Origin of the sequence: Bacillus sp. BB51/4 (genome assembly GCF_008368845.1) — a bacterium.
Taxonomy (GTDB): Bacteria; Bacillota; Bacilli; order Bacillales; family Bacillaceae_G; genus Bacillus_A; species Bacillus_A wiedmannii.
In genome coordinates, this window is record NZ_QOSC01000006.1 from 49,537 (window position 1) to 65,856 (window position 16,320).

Below are 16,320 nucleotides of genomic sequence, written 5' to 3' on the forward strand. Positions count from 1 at the left end.
TATGAATCATTTTTTATTTTGTTTTTCAAAATATTTTTCTTTAACCATTTTTATTAGATTTTCTTTTTCTGTTAGTTCAAAGATAAATAATGCTTTTTTCATGTTGTCAGCCACATCTTCTTCATTATATTGTTCTAGCTTTAGCAAGTTCCAAGCTTTCCCATAATATAATTCACCTAATAAATATAAAGTATTTAGATTAATAGCTAATTTAATACCCATATCATTGTATTTTATTGCCTCTTCATGTTGATTGGCAAGACCTAAAATTTTCGCTAAATTAAAAATGATTTTTAATTTAATCTCTTTATCTCTAGGAAAATCTAACTTATTAAAATTAGCTAAACACCTTCTTAATATAGTAATACTCTTTTCATACTCTTTATTTGCCCAATGAAATATAGCCATCGACTGCATAATATCTATTTCTCTTTCTGATAAAAAATCAACATTCGTTACAGTTAGTTTTAGTGCACTATTTAAAAGATTTAAAGCAGTTTTTATTGATTTATTTACATGAAATATAGCAATGGCTTCATGCCATATTAGAAATTGTTTATCTTCTTTTAACTGGAAATTATTTTCGTTTTTCTCTTGTTTCACTATTTCGTAAAGTTCATTATATTGTTTTTGCTTTGTACAATCTCTCATTACATATTTTACATTTTCTACATATTTTAGTTTTTTATTTTGCGTTAGTGCGAAAATATTATTTGGATCAATACCAAGTCTTTCAGATAACTGATATAACAATATACTAGATGGATAAATCATACCTTTTTCTATTTTGCTAATTTGACTTTGCGAACATATTCCATGACACAATTCGGATTGTGATATATTCTTTTTCATTCTAAGTTCTTTAATGGTAATACCCAAATCGTAAAATCCCATTTTTCCTCCCCAAATATAGCCCTCAATGAGTATCAGAATATTTTTTCATCCTTTAATGTAATGTAAAATCAATATAGTTGCAATTATTGTTTCTTCTATCGGTCTTTTCACTTCTTTGTTCAGCTGCATTTTGAGGCAAGAGTCTTCCTTTACAAAAATAGTAGAATACAATGAAAACGAACTGTCACCTCACTCATAAGAAGAAAATGATTTAGCGAAACTAATCCTTCTATAGAGACTAATACATATCCATCATAAGGAACTTCTTCTCTTTTTTTATCGGTTCTCACACAAAAACAGGCTAGGGAGATAGTCTTCTCCTTAGCCTGCCCCCTCTCATTAGAGGAGTTTTCGTACTTATTAAGAACAACACATCCGTTACTCATTTCCGTCTCTTTTTAACCGCAATTAAAAACGCAATAAATAATACGTTCACACCGACTATTAAGGAGATAAATAACCAATTCACACCTGTTTCTCCGCTAATTTTATACACATTTGATTCTTCGCGCTTTAAAATAAGATAAAACTTTCCGTTTTCTTCTCTTATAATTTCATCTTCTAACAATCCTCGTAACTCTTGTTTTTCGCCAATTGCACTTACAGGTAAAGCAACTTTTTGTGTTTCTTTCGTATTATTAATCGCTACTAATGTTACTTCATCTTTATACTTTCGTTTCAGTACACTCATTCCATCTTTATCGTATAAAAGCTCAAACGTTCCATGGCGTAAAGATGGTCTCGCTTGTCTAAGCTCACCGAGTTTCGTTATGTGCTGCACAAATTTTTCATCTGATTTGAAATCCATTAATCGTCTATTATCCGGGGTATCCCCTCCATCTAATGCAATTTCAGTCCCGTAATAAAAATTCGGAATACCAGGTGATGTTAATAAATATGTAAGAGCTAGTTTCAAACGAGATGGTGGATAATTCATATTCTCTTTTGCAATACGGGCAAATCTTTTTGTATCTTGATTATCTAAAAATGTAATGGATTCCCCTTCTTTTTTACTCACATCATATAAAGGTTTCACCGATACATCCGCTTTGGAAAACGATTCTACTATTTTTTCGTTATATTCACTATCTTCTTTTGTTATAACACGAAAATCTTTCTTTATCACTTGCATATCTTTTTGCACGTCATTCCAGAAAGAACGCGGCTTTTTTTCACTATGTATTACATAACTTCCATCTAAATCGACTTCTTTGATCCACCATTTCATCGCGTCGATGACTTGCTTTTCGTTTTCCCCAAGTGGAAATTGAAGTACAACTTTCATTCCTTTTGCGTGCGCTTCATGTACAAGTTCTTTCACATCATTTCCTGTTCCGAAATGTTCATTTACCTTTTGAAAATTACGCACGTCTACCCCATCATACTTTCCACTTTCAAAAAGCGGAGAAAGCATAACAGCGGTAAAGCCCATTTCTTTTATGTAATCCAGTCTTTTTATAATCCCTCTTATATCTCCGCCCTGATATCCTTCTAAATTGCCAACTTCTAACTGTTTGTCATTTTTCGGTTCTCCATTATTGAAGCGATCAATCATAATGGAATATATGACTTCGTCTCGCCACTCTCTTTTTTCATCTGCAAACGTATGTATTGGCACAAACAAAACGACAGCTAAACAAAAACAAATAAATAGTTTCCTAGTCCGTATTTTCCTCACACGCATCCCCCATGTTTTTTAATCGTAAGAATATTATACCAATTTTTAGGGCGAATCACATACGTTGATTTCATTCCCTCAAAATACTTCATGTTAGATTTTCTAACATGAAGTATAAAGTTTTCTGAATTTTTAGTTGATTTTTCATTTCATTTCGAATATGATATGAAACATAACAAATCGATGTTATTTTTTCTAACATAATAGGAGGAGAGAGAATGAATACAGGAGATACGGTTTTTATGTTTGTAACGACAGTAATGGTCATGTTAATGACACCAGGATTGGCACTTTTTTATGGGGGCATGGTTCGCAGTAAAAACGTACTCAGCACGACAATGCATAGTTATAGTGCGATGGCTATCGTTTCGATTCAGTGGATTGTGATCGGCTATTCTTTATCATTCGGACCAGATTGGCACGGACTTATCGGTACACTCGATTGGTTCGGTTTAAACGGAGTTACCTACGCACCAAATCCAGACTACTCATCTACTATTCCTCACAATTTATTTATGATGTTCCAACTCATGTTCGCCATTTTAACTCCCGCTTTAATTTCAGGTGCATTCGCCGAAAGAATGCGATTTTCTGCTTTCCTTATTTTCATCCTTCTATGGACAACAATCGTTTACAATCCTGTCGCTCATTGGGTATGGGGCGTTGGCGGATGGCTAAGAGAACTCGGCGCGTTAGACTTCGCTGGCGGTAATGTCGTTCATATTACATCTGGGGTCGCCGGCCTTGTATTAGCTATTTTCCTTGGAAAACGAAAAAACATAAACGGTACTTCTCCTCACCATTTACCATTCACAATGTTAGGCGCAGGCTTACTATGGTTCGGCTGGTTCGGTTTTAACGTCGGAAGTGCATTATCTTTAAACGACGTAGCTTTAACTGCATTTATTAATACAAATATAGCCGCTGCTGCCTCTGCATTAACTTGGATGCTTTCAGAATGGTTCTTCCAATCAAAACCGACTGCAATGGGGGCTGCTTGTGGTGTAGTTTCTGGTCTAGTCGCTATTACACCAGCTTGCGGGTTCGTTACACCTTTCTCCGCCCTTCTTATCGGAGCAATTGGCGGCGTATTATGCTTCGGAGCAGTCTTTTTCTTAAAAACAAAATTCGGATACGACGATACACTTGATGCATTCGGATGCCACGGTATCGGCGGAACTTGGGGCGGTATTGCAACAGGACTCTTTGCAACTACTACTGTAAATGCTGATGGCGCTAACGGATTATTTTACGGAAACGCAGCTTTACTATTTAAACAACTTGTCGCAATCGGAGCAACATATGCATTCACAATTTTAATGACATACGCCATTATTAAAGCGATCAACTACTTCCTCCCTGTTCGGGTAGATGAGCACGAAGAACATATGGGACTTGATATTTCGATGCACGGTGAGAAGGCTTATGAGTATACTGAGCGAGTGAATTAAAAAAAGAGATGCAATCTATTAGTAGTAGATTGCATCTCTTTTTATTATACTGTCAGTGGTATACCCTAGTTGGTATATTCATGAATATATCAACGATTATTCGGATATATCGACGATTTTTTAAATATATCAGCGATTCTTTCATTATATCGACATTTCGACACAGAATATCGATTTACCAACAAATTCCGACATGACGAAAATGAAAAACACCCCGTGTAAAGCTTATTTTACACATAAAAAGACGACCGAAACCCGGTCGTCTTTTTCTATTTATTTCGGAGCATTTCCCACATATTGCGTAATATCAACATTTAAAGCTTGCGCTAAACGCATTCCGTAATCATGATCTGCACGGAAGAAGTTACAAATAGCTAGTAATTTCGTGCGCTCATTTACGTCTTTTAAGTCATTTGTTAAGTTTGCAATTAAATTGTCTTGCTCTTCTTTAGAGAATGAACGGTAACGCTCACCTGCTTGTTTGAAATCATTTGGTTTGTCAATTTTTTCACGAGATACATAGCCTTCTACTTTCATAGTTGAATCGCGGTAAGTCGGGTCTTCAACTGGATTTTCAGTATGACGACTAGGTTCATAGTTAATTGTAGATGGGTTTTGATTGATTTGCATCGCACCATCACGTTGTTGATTATGAACAGCTGCGTACGGGCAGTTTACAGGAATTTGTAAGTAGTTCGCACCAAGACGGTAACGCTGTGTATCTGGATAAGAGAATAAACGACCTTGTAATAATTTATCTTCAGATGGTTCAATACCATTTACAGTTGCACTTGGAGAGAACGCCACTTGTTCTACTTCAGCGAAGAAGTTTTTCGGGTTACGATTTAACGTCATCGTCCCTACTTCAATTAACGGGAAGCGATCTTCTGGCCATACTTTCGTTGGGTCTAGTGGATCAAAGTCTAAAGAATCCGTTTCATCTAGTTGCATCACTTGCACGTGTAAATCCCACTTCGGATAATTTCCTTTTTCGATTGCATCGAACAAGTCACGAGTTGCATGGTTGAAGTCTTTTCCTTGTACTTCTTGCACCTCTTTTGCACTTAAGTTACGTACACTTTGCTGTGGTTTCCAGTGATATTTAATGTAGACGATTTTACCTTCTGCATTAATCCATTTAAATGAATGGACACCGAAACCTTCCATTTCACGATAGCTTGCTGGTGTACCGTAATCAGAAAATACCCACGTCATCATATGTGTAGATTCCGGACTTAACGTCATGAAATCCCAGTAACGATCTGGTGTTTGAACATTTGTATCAGGTGCTGGTTTTAAAGAATGCACCATATCAGGGAATTTAATTGCATCACGAATGAAGAAGACTGGTAAGTGGTTACCTACGATATCGTAATTTCCTTCTTCTGTATAAAATTTAACAGCGAACCCACGTGGATCACGAGCTGTTTCCGGAGAACCTTGACCATGAATAACCGTTGAGAAACGAACAAATACAGGCGTTTCAGTTCCTTCATTTTGTAAAAATGCTGCCTTCGTATATTGCTTCATGCTGTTTTTCGTTACGAACACACCGTGAGCACCTGCACCACGTGCATGCACAACACGCTCTGGAATACGTTCACGATCAAAGTGCGCAAGTTTTTCTACTAAATGATAGTCTTCTAATAATACCGGTCCACGGCGACCAGCTGTACGAGAATTTTGGTTGTCTCCAACTGGAGCACCTTGGTTTGTTGTTAAGCGATTATTTGGATTCATCTAGGGGGATCCTCCTCTTTCTTTCATGATAATTATTATTTATTTAAAATTATTATAAACTAATTATTATTCAAAACTAAATTCTTGTCAACTATTTCCTTCATTTTTTTGGAAACAATTTCAGCTAAGCAATCGATAAATACAGATTGTGAATTTGGCATATTCGGTCTAAAATATGCCACGTTTAATTCATCAGTTACAACTTTACATTCGTGATCATTGTCATATAAAACTTCTAAATGCTCTGCTACAAACCCAACCGGACAGTATACGAAAGATTCATAACCATGCTTTTCAAATAAATCTCTCGTTAAATCTTGCACATCCGGACCAATCCATGGGTCAGGCGTATTTCCAGCACTTTGCCACCCCGTTGTATAGTTTCGAATATCGGCAGCCTTCGCAATTAAATCTGCCGTATGCTGCAATTGCTCCACATAAGGGTCCCCTGCTGCAATAATTTTCTCTGGCAAACTATGTGCTGAAAAAATTACGACTGCTTTCTCTTTATCTTCAATCTTTGTAAATGTTTCTTTTAGTTGCTCTGCCCAATACGAAATAAACTTCGGTTCATCGTACCATTGTTCAATCGGTTCAATAACAGGACCACCGATTTCTTTTGAAAGACGAATAGCACGATCATTATACGCTTTAATGCTAAATGTAGAATAGTGCGGTGCTAATACGATACTAATCGCTTGCTCAATTCCATCGCGCTTCATCTCTTCTACTGCATCTTCTATAAATGGAGCAATATGTTTTAAGCCTAAGTAACAAGTAAATTCATACTCTGTAAATATATTATTCATAGAATCTGTTAATTTATGCGTTTGCTCTTTCGTAATTTTTGCAAGTGGTGAAATTCCGCCAATCGCTTTATAGCGTCTGATTAAGTCTTGGAGTGCCTCTTCTGAAGGTTTATGCCCGTGGCGAATATGTGTATAGTACGCTTCTACATCATCTAATGATTCTGGCGTTCCATACGCCATTACGAGTAAACCTATTTTTTTCTTTGTCATCTATATAACACCTCAATTTTATAAATGAGAATCTTTTTCAAGAACATTTGTTTCCAATTATAACAACTAATAATAAGTATGTCAAAATAATTATTCTAAATAAGTATTATTTCTAATATGATTTTGAATTTTATTTGACAATTTATTTAATAGAAAAGCGACTTACTTTTATGCAAGTCGCTTTTCTTCTATTCTTTAATATTTACCCCATACTCTTTAAACCAAACATGAATTTGCGCTAAATGAGCTAAAAGCTGCGGACCAGTCATTAATTGACCGAACACTATATAACTACAACAAAAGAGCACAGCGTGTATATAAAGTGCGACCAACACTCTATATACCGTCCGCCTACTCTAACTAGGCAAACACTTGCTGTACTCTTACGGACTATTTTACAGTACGTAAGGGCTCCATAGCAACAGTTTGCTTACACCTGGCATTCTGTTGCTTTTTTGTTTATACAAAGGAGCTCATATTATGAAAAAGAAACGTATCGATGTTATAGCAACTAAAGAATCCTTCCACAATCTTTCTACATTTAAAGAAATAGAAGAACTAAATCAAACTATACGTGCATACAGAGACACTATCCGTATGTCTATTAAACGTACTGACGTACAATCTAAACTAATTACATTACTTGAAATTTTAAAGCGCCACAGTTGCAAATATGTAGGTGTTAGTTTCCTATGTAAAAATAGAATAGCTGAAAAAATGGAAGTTTCATATAAAACTGTACAACGTTTAATGAAGAAGCTTGTGGATCTAGAGATGGTTAAACAAGTAGCAATGAAGCGCACAAAAGATATGTTACAAACTTCTAACGCTATTATTATTCAACCAATTGTGGAAGAAGTGTCCAACAAGGTAGATACAAAAAGTCCTACAAAGTGTCCTACCATTAAAACAACCCCTGTTTCCTTAAAACAAAATATAAAAGATATAAACAAACGTAATAGTAATGAGAATAGCAATACACCTAAGGAAAACATTAAAGAAGCTGATTTTGTTGCTCACTGGGTACCACAACGTTTTATTTCTTTAGTTAGCTCTTTTTACAGTGAATCTAAAACAATTCAAGAACTGTGGAAGGTTGTAAGACAGTGCAATAAAGTTACAAACTTCTCTACGGGTGATAAAGCATTTGATAAGGACCAGGAGCTTACAATTGGCTTGAAAGCTATTAAAGAGTTTGTTATGAAAATTAAATCCGGAGCAAAAATGAAGAAGGGTAAATTCGCTTATTTCAACGGGATTGTAAATAACTTAATGGACAAGTTCTACTTTGATAAAGAGTTTATGGGTGCATAATAAAAATTTAGAAACGGGGAATGTATGATGAAAACGAATCAAGAAATGATACAAGCGATTAAGGATTTTCAAAACAATAAGGTACCAGGCGTTACACTGATGCACGATGATCAGGAAGTTATAGACTTTTGTATCAAAATGACCTATGAAATATTTGTGGAAGGCAAACATAAATTCGAACCAAACATTGATAAATAATACCAATATCTCCAATGTTTGATATAATGATGTTGTTATTATATATCAGGAGGTTATTTCATGAGTTATGATACTGTAGCATCGCTACAACGCATGCAACAACTAGAACAAGCTCAAGCTGCAGCGGGGAAACGTCTAGTACTAAAGCCAATATATTCGTCTGTAGATGTTGCGTTAATAATCGTTGCGGTTATTCTATTTATTCCAACCTTCACTTTTTCTTTAGTGGCATTTTTAGTTTACTATTATACAAAATTCTTTTTCATGAAAACACGATTAGTAAAAAATGTAGCTACAGGCGAGAAATTTTATGTGGATAAAGAAGATTTCAAACAATACAAGAAGAATTTTAAGAAGAAGGAAAAACAAGTTAGAAAGATATCTGATTTGTAATAAAAATCATTAAAGGGGATTGCCAAATGAGTAGATATAATGAATTCTTAAAACGTGCTGAAAAATATACTCCTGTTAAAACTGAGAACCGTGGATTGAATACGCATCAACAAGCAGAATATCAAAAACAACGAACCATTTCTCCAAGACAAGCAGAAAATGAACGAAAAGGAATTTTTCGTTTAACAGAAAGTGGTATCCCTGATATTCCCTACGAATGCGAATGGTATTACGAAAGAGTTGATATAGTATTTGGCTATATTTATATCGATGGTAAGAGATATACAACATTTAATCCTGGACAAGTGACCATTTGGAGTGAAAATAATATACCCGTTATTCGGTTTAATATAATTGGAAGTATAAATGCCCCAAGGAGTATATCAACAATTGAAACAAGTAATAACCTTGAAAAAGATGACATTATTAGATATCTTATTAATCGAAGTGAAGAGGACTTACATTATTTCCGTCAATGGTTAGATGATCAATTATATGGTGGTAAATTCCAGGATTCTGCCCAGCACTTTGTAAATCTGTTGGATGAATTAGAAATGTTTAATCGTTTACTCAATGCTAGAATTATTCAATATTCAGGTGGCGGATTCAAATTAGTTCGCTGATAATTTTCAAAAATAAATATGCTTGCCTCTAAAATTCATTCAAGGTACTTTTATAAGTGCCTTTTCTTATTCACCGATTACAGCTAATTTCGTATTCGATCCTCCAATTTTTATTTTTATACACGGTACATCCCAAAGGATAATCACTCTTATATGATAATAACGTTCTTTTGGAAAATTTATCAAGAAAATATTGGTTAAAACGAAAAAAGCCGACTCAATTAAGAGCCGGCCCTTTTTATTTAAATGAACCCCAACTACTAACACGTTTTTCGCTTGAAGTTTCACCTGTTGCAATGTAACCATATCCGTTTGAACGCGGTTGACGTATCCACACATAACCGTCTTTTTCATAACCGTACGCATCATATGTTACATTATCACCTTTATTAAGCGTAGCAATGATATTTCCGTCCCTTGGTTTATCACGTAAATGGATTGTTCTATCTAAAGTAAATACACCGTCTTGTTTGGTAAACCAACTAGAATCATATTGACTAGCTGCCATTATTTTCTCTACTCCGGTAAACCACTCTAACCCCTTATTCCCAACTAAGCAATTCAAGTCACACTTACCAATCCCCTCCACATGACCTGTTTCTGTGTATTGCCAAATATCACATGGATAAGCTGGCTTATTATCGCCATAACGAGGAATCCATACAAAGTCAGCTTTTACATTTGCCATTCCAAATGGAGCGTACATATGATGTCCAACATATAAACCGACTTTCTTAGCACCTAAACTGTATAACTCATCGATAAACGCCTGTGTACCCGCTCTCATGTCGTCCATTGTTTTTACTTCTACATCAGCCACCCAAACCGTAGCACTCTTGTCACCACGATTCCAGAAGTCTTGTGCTTCTTTCTTTGCATCATTAATCGATACAAACCTACAGAACGCATAATTGCCAAAAGGAATGTTATGCTGCTTCATTGCTTGTACATATCCTTTATATAATGGATCTACATAATTTGAACCATCTTGCACACGAGCGATGATGAAATCAATGTATTGCTTTGCAACTGGCCAGTTAATATTACCGTTCCATTTTGAAATATCTACAATGTGTCCCATTATTTATCGTCTCCTTCAAAAAGTTTTTGTTTAATTTCTGTTACGTCTTTAGAAATAGATCCAAAAGCTTTTGCCTGTTCTTCAATAACTTCTTGGTTTTTTTGAATAACTGCTTGATACTGTTCTTCACGTTGTTCATTCTTTTTTTGAGTAGTAAAAAGCATCCACACGAATAACGCTGCGAATGCTCCTTGTTGCATCATTGAATTAAAAATTGCATCTTCCACTGTTATCCATCTCCTTTTTAGCAATAAAAAAAGCCTGCTGTGAGCACGCTTTGTTTTGTTATGAAATCCTTATTGAAGAATTAACATTTTTAATAAACAATAAAGTAGAACCCAGAAGCCTATAGATATCGCACCACCATATCGAATCCCTTTAATGATGTTACCTTCCGTTTCCATAGTATCCTCCTATATGTGCTGACTTATAATATATAGTAAATATTCAATGTTAAGTTCATGTTAATTCTGTGTGAATTTCACACTAATTCTCTTTTCAAACAAAAAAGAAGCGAATTTCCGCTCCTTTTCGTTAATGAGGATTAAATTTTCCATTCTATATTTTCTTTTACTATACGTGCAGGGTTACCTGCTACCACCGTTTTTGAAGGGACATCTTTTGTAACAACTGATCCGGCGCCAATTACTGCACCATCACCGATTGTGATTCCCTTTAAAATTGTAACGCGGCTACCTATCCATACATCATTGCCGATTTTTATAGGTTTTGTTGATATATTACTTTCGCCATCCTCTACAAATGAATGAAAATCTGTATCCATAATTTGCACATCCCATGAAATAGCACAATTATCACCGATTTCTATGAACTCTTTACAGATAATTAGACTATTAGAGGAAATGAAAGAATTGGTACCTATAGATAATTTTGCGTTTGGACCAACAATTGTACGAACTCCTGGGCCTAAATGAACATTCCCGCCTTTTGTCTCGAGTACACTATGCTCACCCAATTGTACAACAGTTTTATCTAAATTAATTTGTCCAATTTCCCCCACTCTTGTCGAAAAAAGACCTAATGTTAATCGTCCATTCACATGAATTTTTGCCGTTTTGTCTTTTTTCATCTTGGTCCCCCATGCCGCTCTTATAGGAAATTTATGAACTAATTTGGGTTTGTACTTAAAAGAACATGACAAACTAGCGAAAGGTATTCCTGGATGTTTAAATAAATTTGCGATATTCAATCTTTTCTCTCCTTCTGCACTTCTTCTCTTTAGAAATAATTATACATTAGAGAGAATCCTATTTATATAAAATGTAAGGTATTTAAATTAAAATTTTTATTTATTACATTAAAAAAATTCTTCTACTGTTCCTTATTTTATTGGTCGTTCTGTTCCTTAGACTCATCTTTTACAGGAACGATTTGCTTCACATCGATTCGTGAAAAAATATACTCACCAATTACAACGGTAATAGTATTACTATTGTTCAATTGTTCATTTAAAAAGATTGGGTCATAATCGTTTGTCGTAATCTCAATTACCTTTCCACCGTTCGTATGAACTTCTACTTTTTTAGTACCTTCCACATTAGAAATACTTAATGGAATAATACGTTTCACATCAATTCGTTGAATAATAAAATCACCAATTAATACTGTAATTAAATCATTGTCATTTAGTTTCGTATTCAATGATTCTGCGTCATATCCTTCTGTTTGTACTGTATGCTTTAATCCGCCTTGTGTATGGATTTCAATTGTTTGCATGTTGTTCCATCTCCTTTTGTAATTTCTCTGAGTATTTAATATTACATTTATCGAAAATCCCTTTCTGTTCGGCTCCTATAATTGGTTCGTCAACAGTAATTGTTACATTCATAATAATAGGTGTATTGCCAACTAGCTTTTTTATCAATGCTTCTGTTGCTTTGTTCATTAGAATGTTCCTCCTGTACGTGATTGAATGAATAAACGTGAAATAATATTGGCATTAACTCTTCCTAATTTATCAGGCGTAATAGTTATCTCATGCCATTTGTTACGCTCAATCTTTCCTCCGCCATCTTTAGATAGATAAGGGATAAGATTAATATTCTGCGCTGATATAGAGTCCACAGGGACTATATTTCCATCAACCTTAATAGTTACTCTTCCTGGTTTCTCTGATAGTTTATAAATGCCATGCTGAATATCATGTGTATGGTCTGGCAAAGTAATGGTATGTGTGTGATTCGGTATATTTATCTCATGCGTGTGGTTAGGAATGCTAATTTGATGCGTATGATCTGGAATAGACACGCTATGTGTATGATTCGGTATAGTCACACTATGAGAATGGTTAGGAATATTAACCTGATGTTTATGTGATGGGATAGAAACTGAATGAGAATGATCTCCGGATGCTGTATATGTCCAAAGGTCTTCTTCACCTCCTGCCGGAATTGCTACCCCTATAGCTCCACCGCCATTACTTTCTGCTGCGGTATAGTTCATATAATCCATTCCTGCTGGATTATCACCGATTTTCGTTTGAAAACCAAACATCATATGACGATGATTACCACCACCACTAGATGATGTTACAGAGCCACCTCCAGCTTCACTTGTAAATGCACCGCCGCCACCTGAACTGGATGTTTGTGTACTTCCACCGCCGCTGCTAGATGTTTGCGTAGAACCGCCACCACTAGAAGTCGAATTTACAACTCCACCACCAGCGCTTGTTGAGTTTACTACGGCCCCACCGGCAGAGGTAGATTCTACAATCGCTCCTCCACCCTTTGTTGCTTTACTATACGCCCTGAATTCTTCGGTTTCATAAGTTAAAATAAGTGAGTTTATATTCACCAGGTCTTCTGGTAAAAAGAACTTAATTACAGCTGGGTTCTCAGGGTCGCAATTATCGTTATAATCGTGTGAATCTATATTAGTTGCACCTTGCGAATACGTTTCATTAATCTTTTGTCTACGCTCCAAATCTGCCTGTGTAGTCCCTAAATCTTCAAGTGGGTCTCCTATTTCCAAACTCATATCAAGTGGATTTACTGTAACATCAGATTTACCTTTTTTCATTAAACGAACATCCACAATTCCTAATTCCTCATCATGAATACGTACCAATTTACCAGATTCATATTTTTCAAGTTTGTATGGATCTATTAATTCATAATCGATAGCATCCACAGAATACGTGACTTTTGGTCTGCATTTTTTGTTTAAATCCGCCTGCGCCGAACTGAATAAAACATCAGCATTTTCAAAACGTCTATCCACCCAAATTTCCTTCTCAATACCATATTTTTCGATAATATGTGCCGGCGCTTCTATATACGGCTTCCCTGTTGGATTAACTTTGGTAATGTCTAACTGGTTAACTCCTTCTCCATATCCCATAGGATAAATACGAGTAATAATACCTAACGGATCATCTACCCTTGTAATCCCTTTTAAATTTTTGCGATGACGAAGTTCACCAGTAATCTCAGTACTTGCTCTTTCTAAATTTAATGTCCAGGGATAGTTTTCTATTGAATCATCCCATGTCCATGCATGTTGTTCATCAAATGGTTTTGGAACACTAAAGATTGGACCTAATATTGTATTTTCGTGCTCCCAACTATAATGAAAATATCTAACAAAATCACATTTACCTAATCGCCAATGTTTAGTCTCTTGTTGACTTAATAAATATTCAAGTACTTCCCTGGTTGTATAATTCGATAATTGATGATAACGAAAAAGCACGTCACTTAGCAAAGTAGCCAAGACGTGCTCACATTTATATGTTATCGTTTGATTATTTTCGTTCTTCACAGTCTGTTTAGGGATAATACGAAACATTCCTATTCGCTTACCATTATCAAATAACTCAAGGAAATCTAATGCAATTATTTCATCATTTTTCGAATCATCTAAAGGCATAGAAAAAGCAGCCGTCCAAATTGAATTGAACTGCTGCTCATAAGATATTTTAAATGCATTCTCAAGATAAGCCTTGAGCTGCAGTTGTTTGTTGTAGAGTCTTAACATTACATCACCCGCTTTGAATCCTTAATTTTTACCAAAAACAGCTAAATGGAATAACGTATTGTTACTAACAACCGCTTCGGCAGAAACAGCCACATTATTTTCATCATAAAAAGTTATTAATACATTGTCCACTTTTGCATTAGCTATAATCTTATACTTTACTGCAAGACTATTCCCTAGTGTAACCAACGGAATTGGTTTTTTGTTGAATGGTAAATCAAAAGCAACCTTTAAAGAATTCCCTTCATAACTCAAATTGCCTTTGTCACTATCGCTGTATTCATCAAAAACCCATGATCCGTTATATTTATTGATTGTATAAGTTTTGCTTATTTCATTTTTCTTATTAAAAACAGTTCTTTTAAGACGAACTTTCAAATTCCTTAACTGATACTTACCTGCTGAATTTGTTATGAGTCCGATAAAAAATTTATAGTTATTATATTGTGTGTTTCTAACAATAAATTCACGCTTCATAAATTCCCATTGACCTTGTTGAGAAGGAGCCATATAGGTACTGTCAGCTTCGATACCAGATGGACCAGGAAAAGAAATTCCATTGAAATAAATGCGTGGATATTCTCCAGTTACAGAACGAATCTCACATTCTATTTCAATGATGTCTCCAATGTAGGTATTCTCGAAGTAAAAGTTAAAACCACCAGATTTTGCGTTTGATGATTGCGCTGTTAATAGTCGAATTGCTGTATCGAAGTAAAAAGTGTCATCTGTGACTTGGGAAGCTGAATCTACTTTATTAAACGAAGATGAAGAACGGTATTTTACATAATCATCAATATTTAAAAGTGCATAGTCTACATCTTGATAAATCGACATATATGCATCCTCCTTTTTATAACAAACTTCCTGTTAAAATAAAATCTACACCTCGCATAGTATACTCTCGTTGCTCAGAGAGTAGATCAATGCTCCCTGTTCCAGTGGGACTATATATTGCTATTTTCACTCCGTTTTCATGGCAATATTGCACATTTTCTACAGTAGCACTGTACCTATCACACATTAAAAAGGCGTTTCCTAATGATTTTATATAATCTACATTTTCAATACTCCAAGGGTTTAAAATAATTCCTAGCACTATATCCTTATCGATGTCACGTATGAATTCCAACCACGCTTTGTTATAGGATACTATAACGCTCTTTTTTGTTAATCCATATTTTTTCAACATATTATAAACATTCATACAGTCTCTATTTTGGTCGTTTATATTTTTAAGCTCTACAAAAGGAACTAGGTTGTATTTAACAGTAATTTTCAATACATCTTCCAATGTGCAAAGTTTAGTACCTTCATAGATGTTAATATTCGGCCCCATATCAACATTAAATCTTTGAATTTGTTCATATGTCATGTTTGCGATAGTTCCATTACCATTCGTCATAGCATCAATAGTCGCGTCGTGATTAATAATTAAAACACCATCTAACGTTACACTCACGTCAAGCTCTATAAATTCAAATCCATATTTTCCAGCTAGTTCAAAAGCTGGAATCGTATTTTCGGGAGCTAAATTCATCGCACCTTTATGAGCAATCATTTTCGTTCCAACATAATTGTCTAATACTGTACGTTTATTTTGTTGAAGAACATTAATTTGATTAGCATGTATCAAAAAGTCACTATCTGAACGTCCTTTTAAGGTATCGTGTGGGTTACCTAAAGCATCTACCCTTGCTTGTTTTGTCTCCGGATCAATAGAACCTTCAATAACCACTTGATTCAACTGTTCCTTAACATTTTTAGATAATTCATCCGCTGCCATTGCTTTCTCTTGGGCAATGGCTGATTTTTCTTCTGATTTAATCGATCTATTTAATGCTTCATATGAATTTTTTATACCTTGATTGATTTTTGGGAGACCGTCTGGTAAATCATCATCTATTGAAACTAAAGGTATATCTGTCAT

General features: G+C 35.0%; 16 protein-coding genes and 2 pseudogenes. 5 read left to right on the forward strand and 13 right to left on the reverse strand.

What is annotated here, in order from left to right; translation table 11 throughout:
* Positions 1–6: 6 nt before the first annotated feature.
* Together DN392_RS06250 and DN392_RS06260 are read right to left on the reverse strand one after the other, a co-directional pair.
* Complete coding sequence (locus DN392_RS06250) at positions 7–894, reverse strand: helix-turn-helix domain-containing protein (protein WP_064449368.1); 888 nt, start codon at positions 892–894, stop codon at positions 7–9.
* 382 nt (positions 895–1,276) lie between these two features.
* Positions 1,277–2,572 carry an alpha-amylase family glycosyl hydrolase gene (locus DN392_RS06260; protein WP_064471081.1) on the reverse strand — a complete coding sequence of 432 codons (1,296 nt, stop codon included), beginning with the start codon at positions 2,570–2,572 and terminating at the stop codon, positions 1,277–1,279.
* Positions 2,573–2,790: 218 nt separating this feature from the next.
* Here DN392_RS06260 and DN392_RS06270 point away from each other — a divergent pair, with 218 nt between their 5' ends.
* Positions 2,791–4,023, forward strand: a complete 1,233-nt coding sequence (locus DN392_RS06270) for an ammonium transporter (RefSeq protein ID WP_064449366.1) — start codon at positions 2,791–2,793, stop codon at positions 4,021–4,023.
* A gap of 273 nt (positions 4,024–4,296) precedes the next feature.
* Here the strand turns inward: DN392_RS06270 and katB are convergent, their stop codons facing one another.
* The 3 genes and pseudogenes from katB to DN392_RS31120 all read right to left on the reverse strand — a co-directional run.
* Positions 4,297–5,763 (reverse strand): catalase KatB, encoded by a 1,467-nt coding sequence (gene katB / locus DN392_RS06275; protein ID WP_001069188.1) that lies wholly within the window; start codon positions 5,761–5,763, stop codon positions 4,297–4,299.
* Positions 5,764–5,822: 59 nt separating this feature from the next.
* Positions 5,823–6,782, reverse strand: coding sequence for a ferrochelatase (gene hemH, locus DN392_RS06280; protein WP_061672203.1), 960 nt, complete (start codon positions 6,780–6,782; stop codon positions 5,823–5,825).
* 188 nt (positions 6,783–6,970) lie between these two features.
* Positions 6,971–7,063: pseudogene (locus DN392_RS31120) on the reverse strand (aspartate--ammonia ligase); the annotation flags it as partial.
* A gap of 199 nt (positions 7,064–7,262) precedes the next feature.
* Between DN392_RS31120 and DN392_RS06290 the strand changes: the two are divergent.
* From DN392_RS06290 to DN392_RS31350, 4 genes are read left to right on the forward strand one after another with little or no spacing between them, the layout of a single operon-like run.
* Positions 7,263–8,096: a helix-turn-helix domain-containing protein gene (locus tag DN392_RS06290; RefSeq protein WP_149237918.1), complete on the forward strand. Its 834-nt coding sequence runs from the start codon at positions 7,263–7,265 to the stop codon at positions 8,094–8,096.
* A gap of 27 nt (positions 8,097–8,123) precedes the next feature.
* Positions 8,124–8,294 (forward strand): hypothetical protein, encoded by a 171-nt coding sequence (locus DN392_RS30250; RefSeq protein ID WP_179955918.1) that lies wholly within the window; start codon positions 8,124–8,126, stop codon positions 8,292–8,294.
* Between the two features lie 60 nt (positions 8,295–8,354).
* Positions 8,355–8,687: a hypothetical protein gene (locus tag DN392_RS06295; protein WP_149237919.1), complete on the forward strand. Its 333-nt coding sequence runs from the start codon at positions 8,355–8,357 to the stop codon at positions 8,685–8,687.
* 26 nt (positions 8,688–8,713) lie between these two features.
* Positions 8,714–9,310, forward strand: a complete 597-nt coding sequence (locus DN392_RS31350) for a hypothetical protein (RefSeq protein ID WP_149237920.1) — start codon at positions 8,714–8,716, stop codon at positions 9,308–9,310.
* A 238-nt stretch (positions 9,311–9,548) separates the two neighbouring features.
* Here the strand turns inward: DN392_RS31350 and DN392_RS06305 are convergent, their stop codons facing one another.
* The 8 genes and pseudogenes from DN392_RS06305 to DN392_RS06340 form a co-directional block, all read right to left on the reverse strand.
* A complete protein-coding gene (locus DN392_RS06305; RefSeq protein ID WP_149237921.1) occupies positions 9,549–10,391 on the reverse strand; it encodes a GH25 family lysozyme in 843 nt (280 codons plus the stop codon).
* Positions 10,391–10,618, reverse strand: coding sequence for a BhlA/UviB family holin-like peptide (locus DN392_RS06310; protein WP_149237922.1), 228 nt, complete (start codon positions 10,616–10,618; stop codon positions 10,391–10,393). Before DN392_RS06310 ends, DN392_RS06305 begins: the two co-directional genes overlap by 1 nt.
* A 317-nt stretch (positions 10,619–10,935) precedes the next feature.
* Positions 10,936–11,112: pseudogene (locus DN392_RS31130) on the reverse strand (DapH/DapD/GlmU-related protein); the annotation flags it as partial.
* A gap of 626 nt (positions 11,113–11,738) precedes the next feature.
* Positions 11,739–12,128: a hypothetical protein gene (locus tag DN392_RS06320; protein WP_149237924.1), complete on the reverse strand. Its 390-nt coding sequence runs from the start codon at positions 12,126–12,128 to the stop codon at positions 11,739–11,741.
* The gene (locus DN392_RS06325; RefSeq protein ID WP_134188530.1) at positions 12,115–12,297 is read right to left on the reverse strand and encodes a hypothetical protein; all 183 of its coding nucleotides are present in this window, start codon (positions 12,295–12,297) and stop codon (positions 12,115–12,117) included. Before DN392_RS06325 ends, DN392_RS06320 begins: the two co-directional genes overlap by 14 nt.
* The gene (locus tag DN392_RS06330; RefSeq protein ID WP_149237925.1) at positions 12,297–14,390 is read right to left on the reverse strand and encodes a phage tail spike protein; all 2,094 of its coding nucleotides are present in this window, start codon (positions 14,388–14,390) and stop codon (positions 12,297–12,299) included. Before DN392_RS06330 ends, DN392_RS06325 begins: the two co-directional genes overlap by 1 nt.
* A gap of 21 nt (positions 14,391–14,411) precedes the next feature.
* The gene (locus DN392_RS06335; protein ID WP_149237926.1) at positions 14,412–15,227 is read right to left on the reverse strand and encodes a hypothetical protein; all 816 of its coding nucleotides are present in this window, start codon (positions 15,225–15,227) and stop codon (positions 14,412–14,414) included.
* Positions 15,228–15,243: 16 nt separating this feature from the next.
* A complete protein-coding gene (locus DN392_RS06340; RefSeq protein ID WP_149237927.1) occupies positions 15,244–16,320 on the reverse strand; it encodes a glycerophosphodiester phosphodiesterase in 1,077 nt (358 codons plus the stop codon).

Bases quoted from the DNA above. Each gene is read 5' to 3' on its own strand.
- DN392_RS06250 (WP_064449368.1), bottom strand. From the start codon at position 894: ATGGGATTTTACGATTTGGGTATTACCATTAAAGAACTTAGAATGAAA.
- DN392_RS06270 (WP_064449366.1), top strand. From the start codon at position 2,791: ATGAATACAGGAGATACGGTTTTTATGTTTGTAACGACAGTAATGGTC.
- katB (WP_001069188.1), bottom strand. From the start codon at position 5,763: ATGAATCCAAATAATCGCTTAACAACAAACCAAGGTGCTCCAGTTGGA.
- hemH (WP_061672203.1), bottom strand. From the start codon at position 6,782: ATGACAAAGAAAAAAATAGGTTTACTCGTAATGGCGTATGGAACGCCA.
- DN392_RS06290 (WP_149237918.1), top strand. From the start codon at position 7,263: ATGAAAAAGAAACGTATCGATGTTATAGCAACTAAAGAATCCTTCCAC.
- DN392_RS30250 (WP_179955918.1), top strand. From the start codon at position 8,124: ATGAAAACGAATCAAGAAATGATACAAGCGATTAAGGATTTTCAAAAC.
- DN392_RS06295 (WP_149237919.1), top strand. From the start codon at position 8,355: ATGAGTTATGATACTGTAGCATCGCTACAACGCATGCAACAACTAGAA.
- DN392_RS31350 (WP_149237920.1), top strand. From the start codon at position 8,714: ATGAGTAGATATAATGAATTCTTAAAACGTGCTGAAAAATATACTCCT.
- DN392_RS06305 (WP_149237921.1), bottom strand. From the start codon at position 10,391: ATGGGACACATTGTAGATATTTCAAAATGGAACGGTAATATTAACTGG.
- DN392_RS06320 (WP_149237924.1), bottom strand. From the start codon at position 12,128: ATGCAAACAATTGAAATCCATACACAAGGCGGATTAAAGCATACAGTA.
- DN392_RS06325 (WP_134188530.1), bottom strand. From the start codon at position 12,297: ATGAACAAAGCAACAGAAGCATTGATAAAAAAGCTAGTTGGCAATACA.
- DN392_RS06330 (WP_149237925.1), bottom strand. From the start codon at position 14,390: ATGTTAAGACTCTACAACAAACAACTGCAGCTCAAGGCTTATCTTGAG.
- DN392_RS06335 (WP_149237926.1), bottom strand. From the start codon at position 15,227: ATGTCGATTTATCAAGATGTAGACTATGCACTTTTAAATATTGATGAT.
- DN392_RS06340 (WP_149237927.1), bottom strand. From the start codon at position 16,320: ATGACAGATATACCTTTAGTTTCAATAGATGATGATTTACCAGACGGT.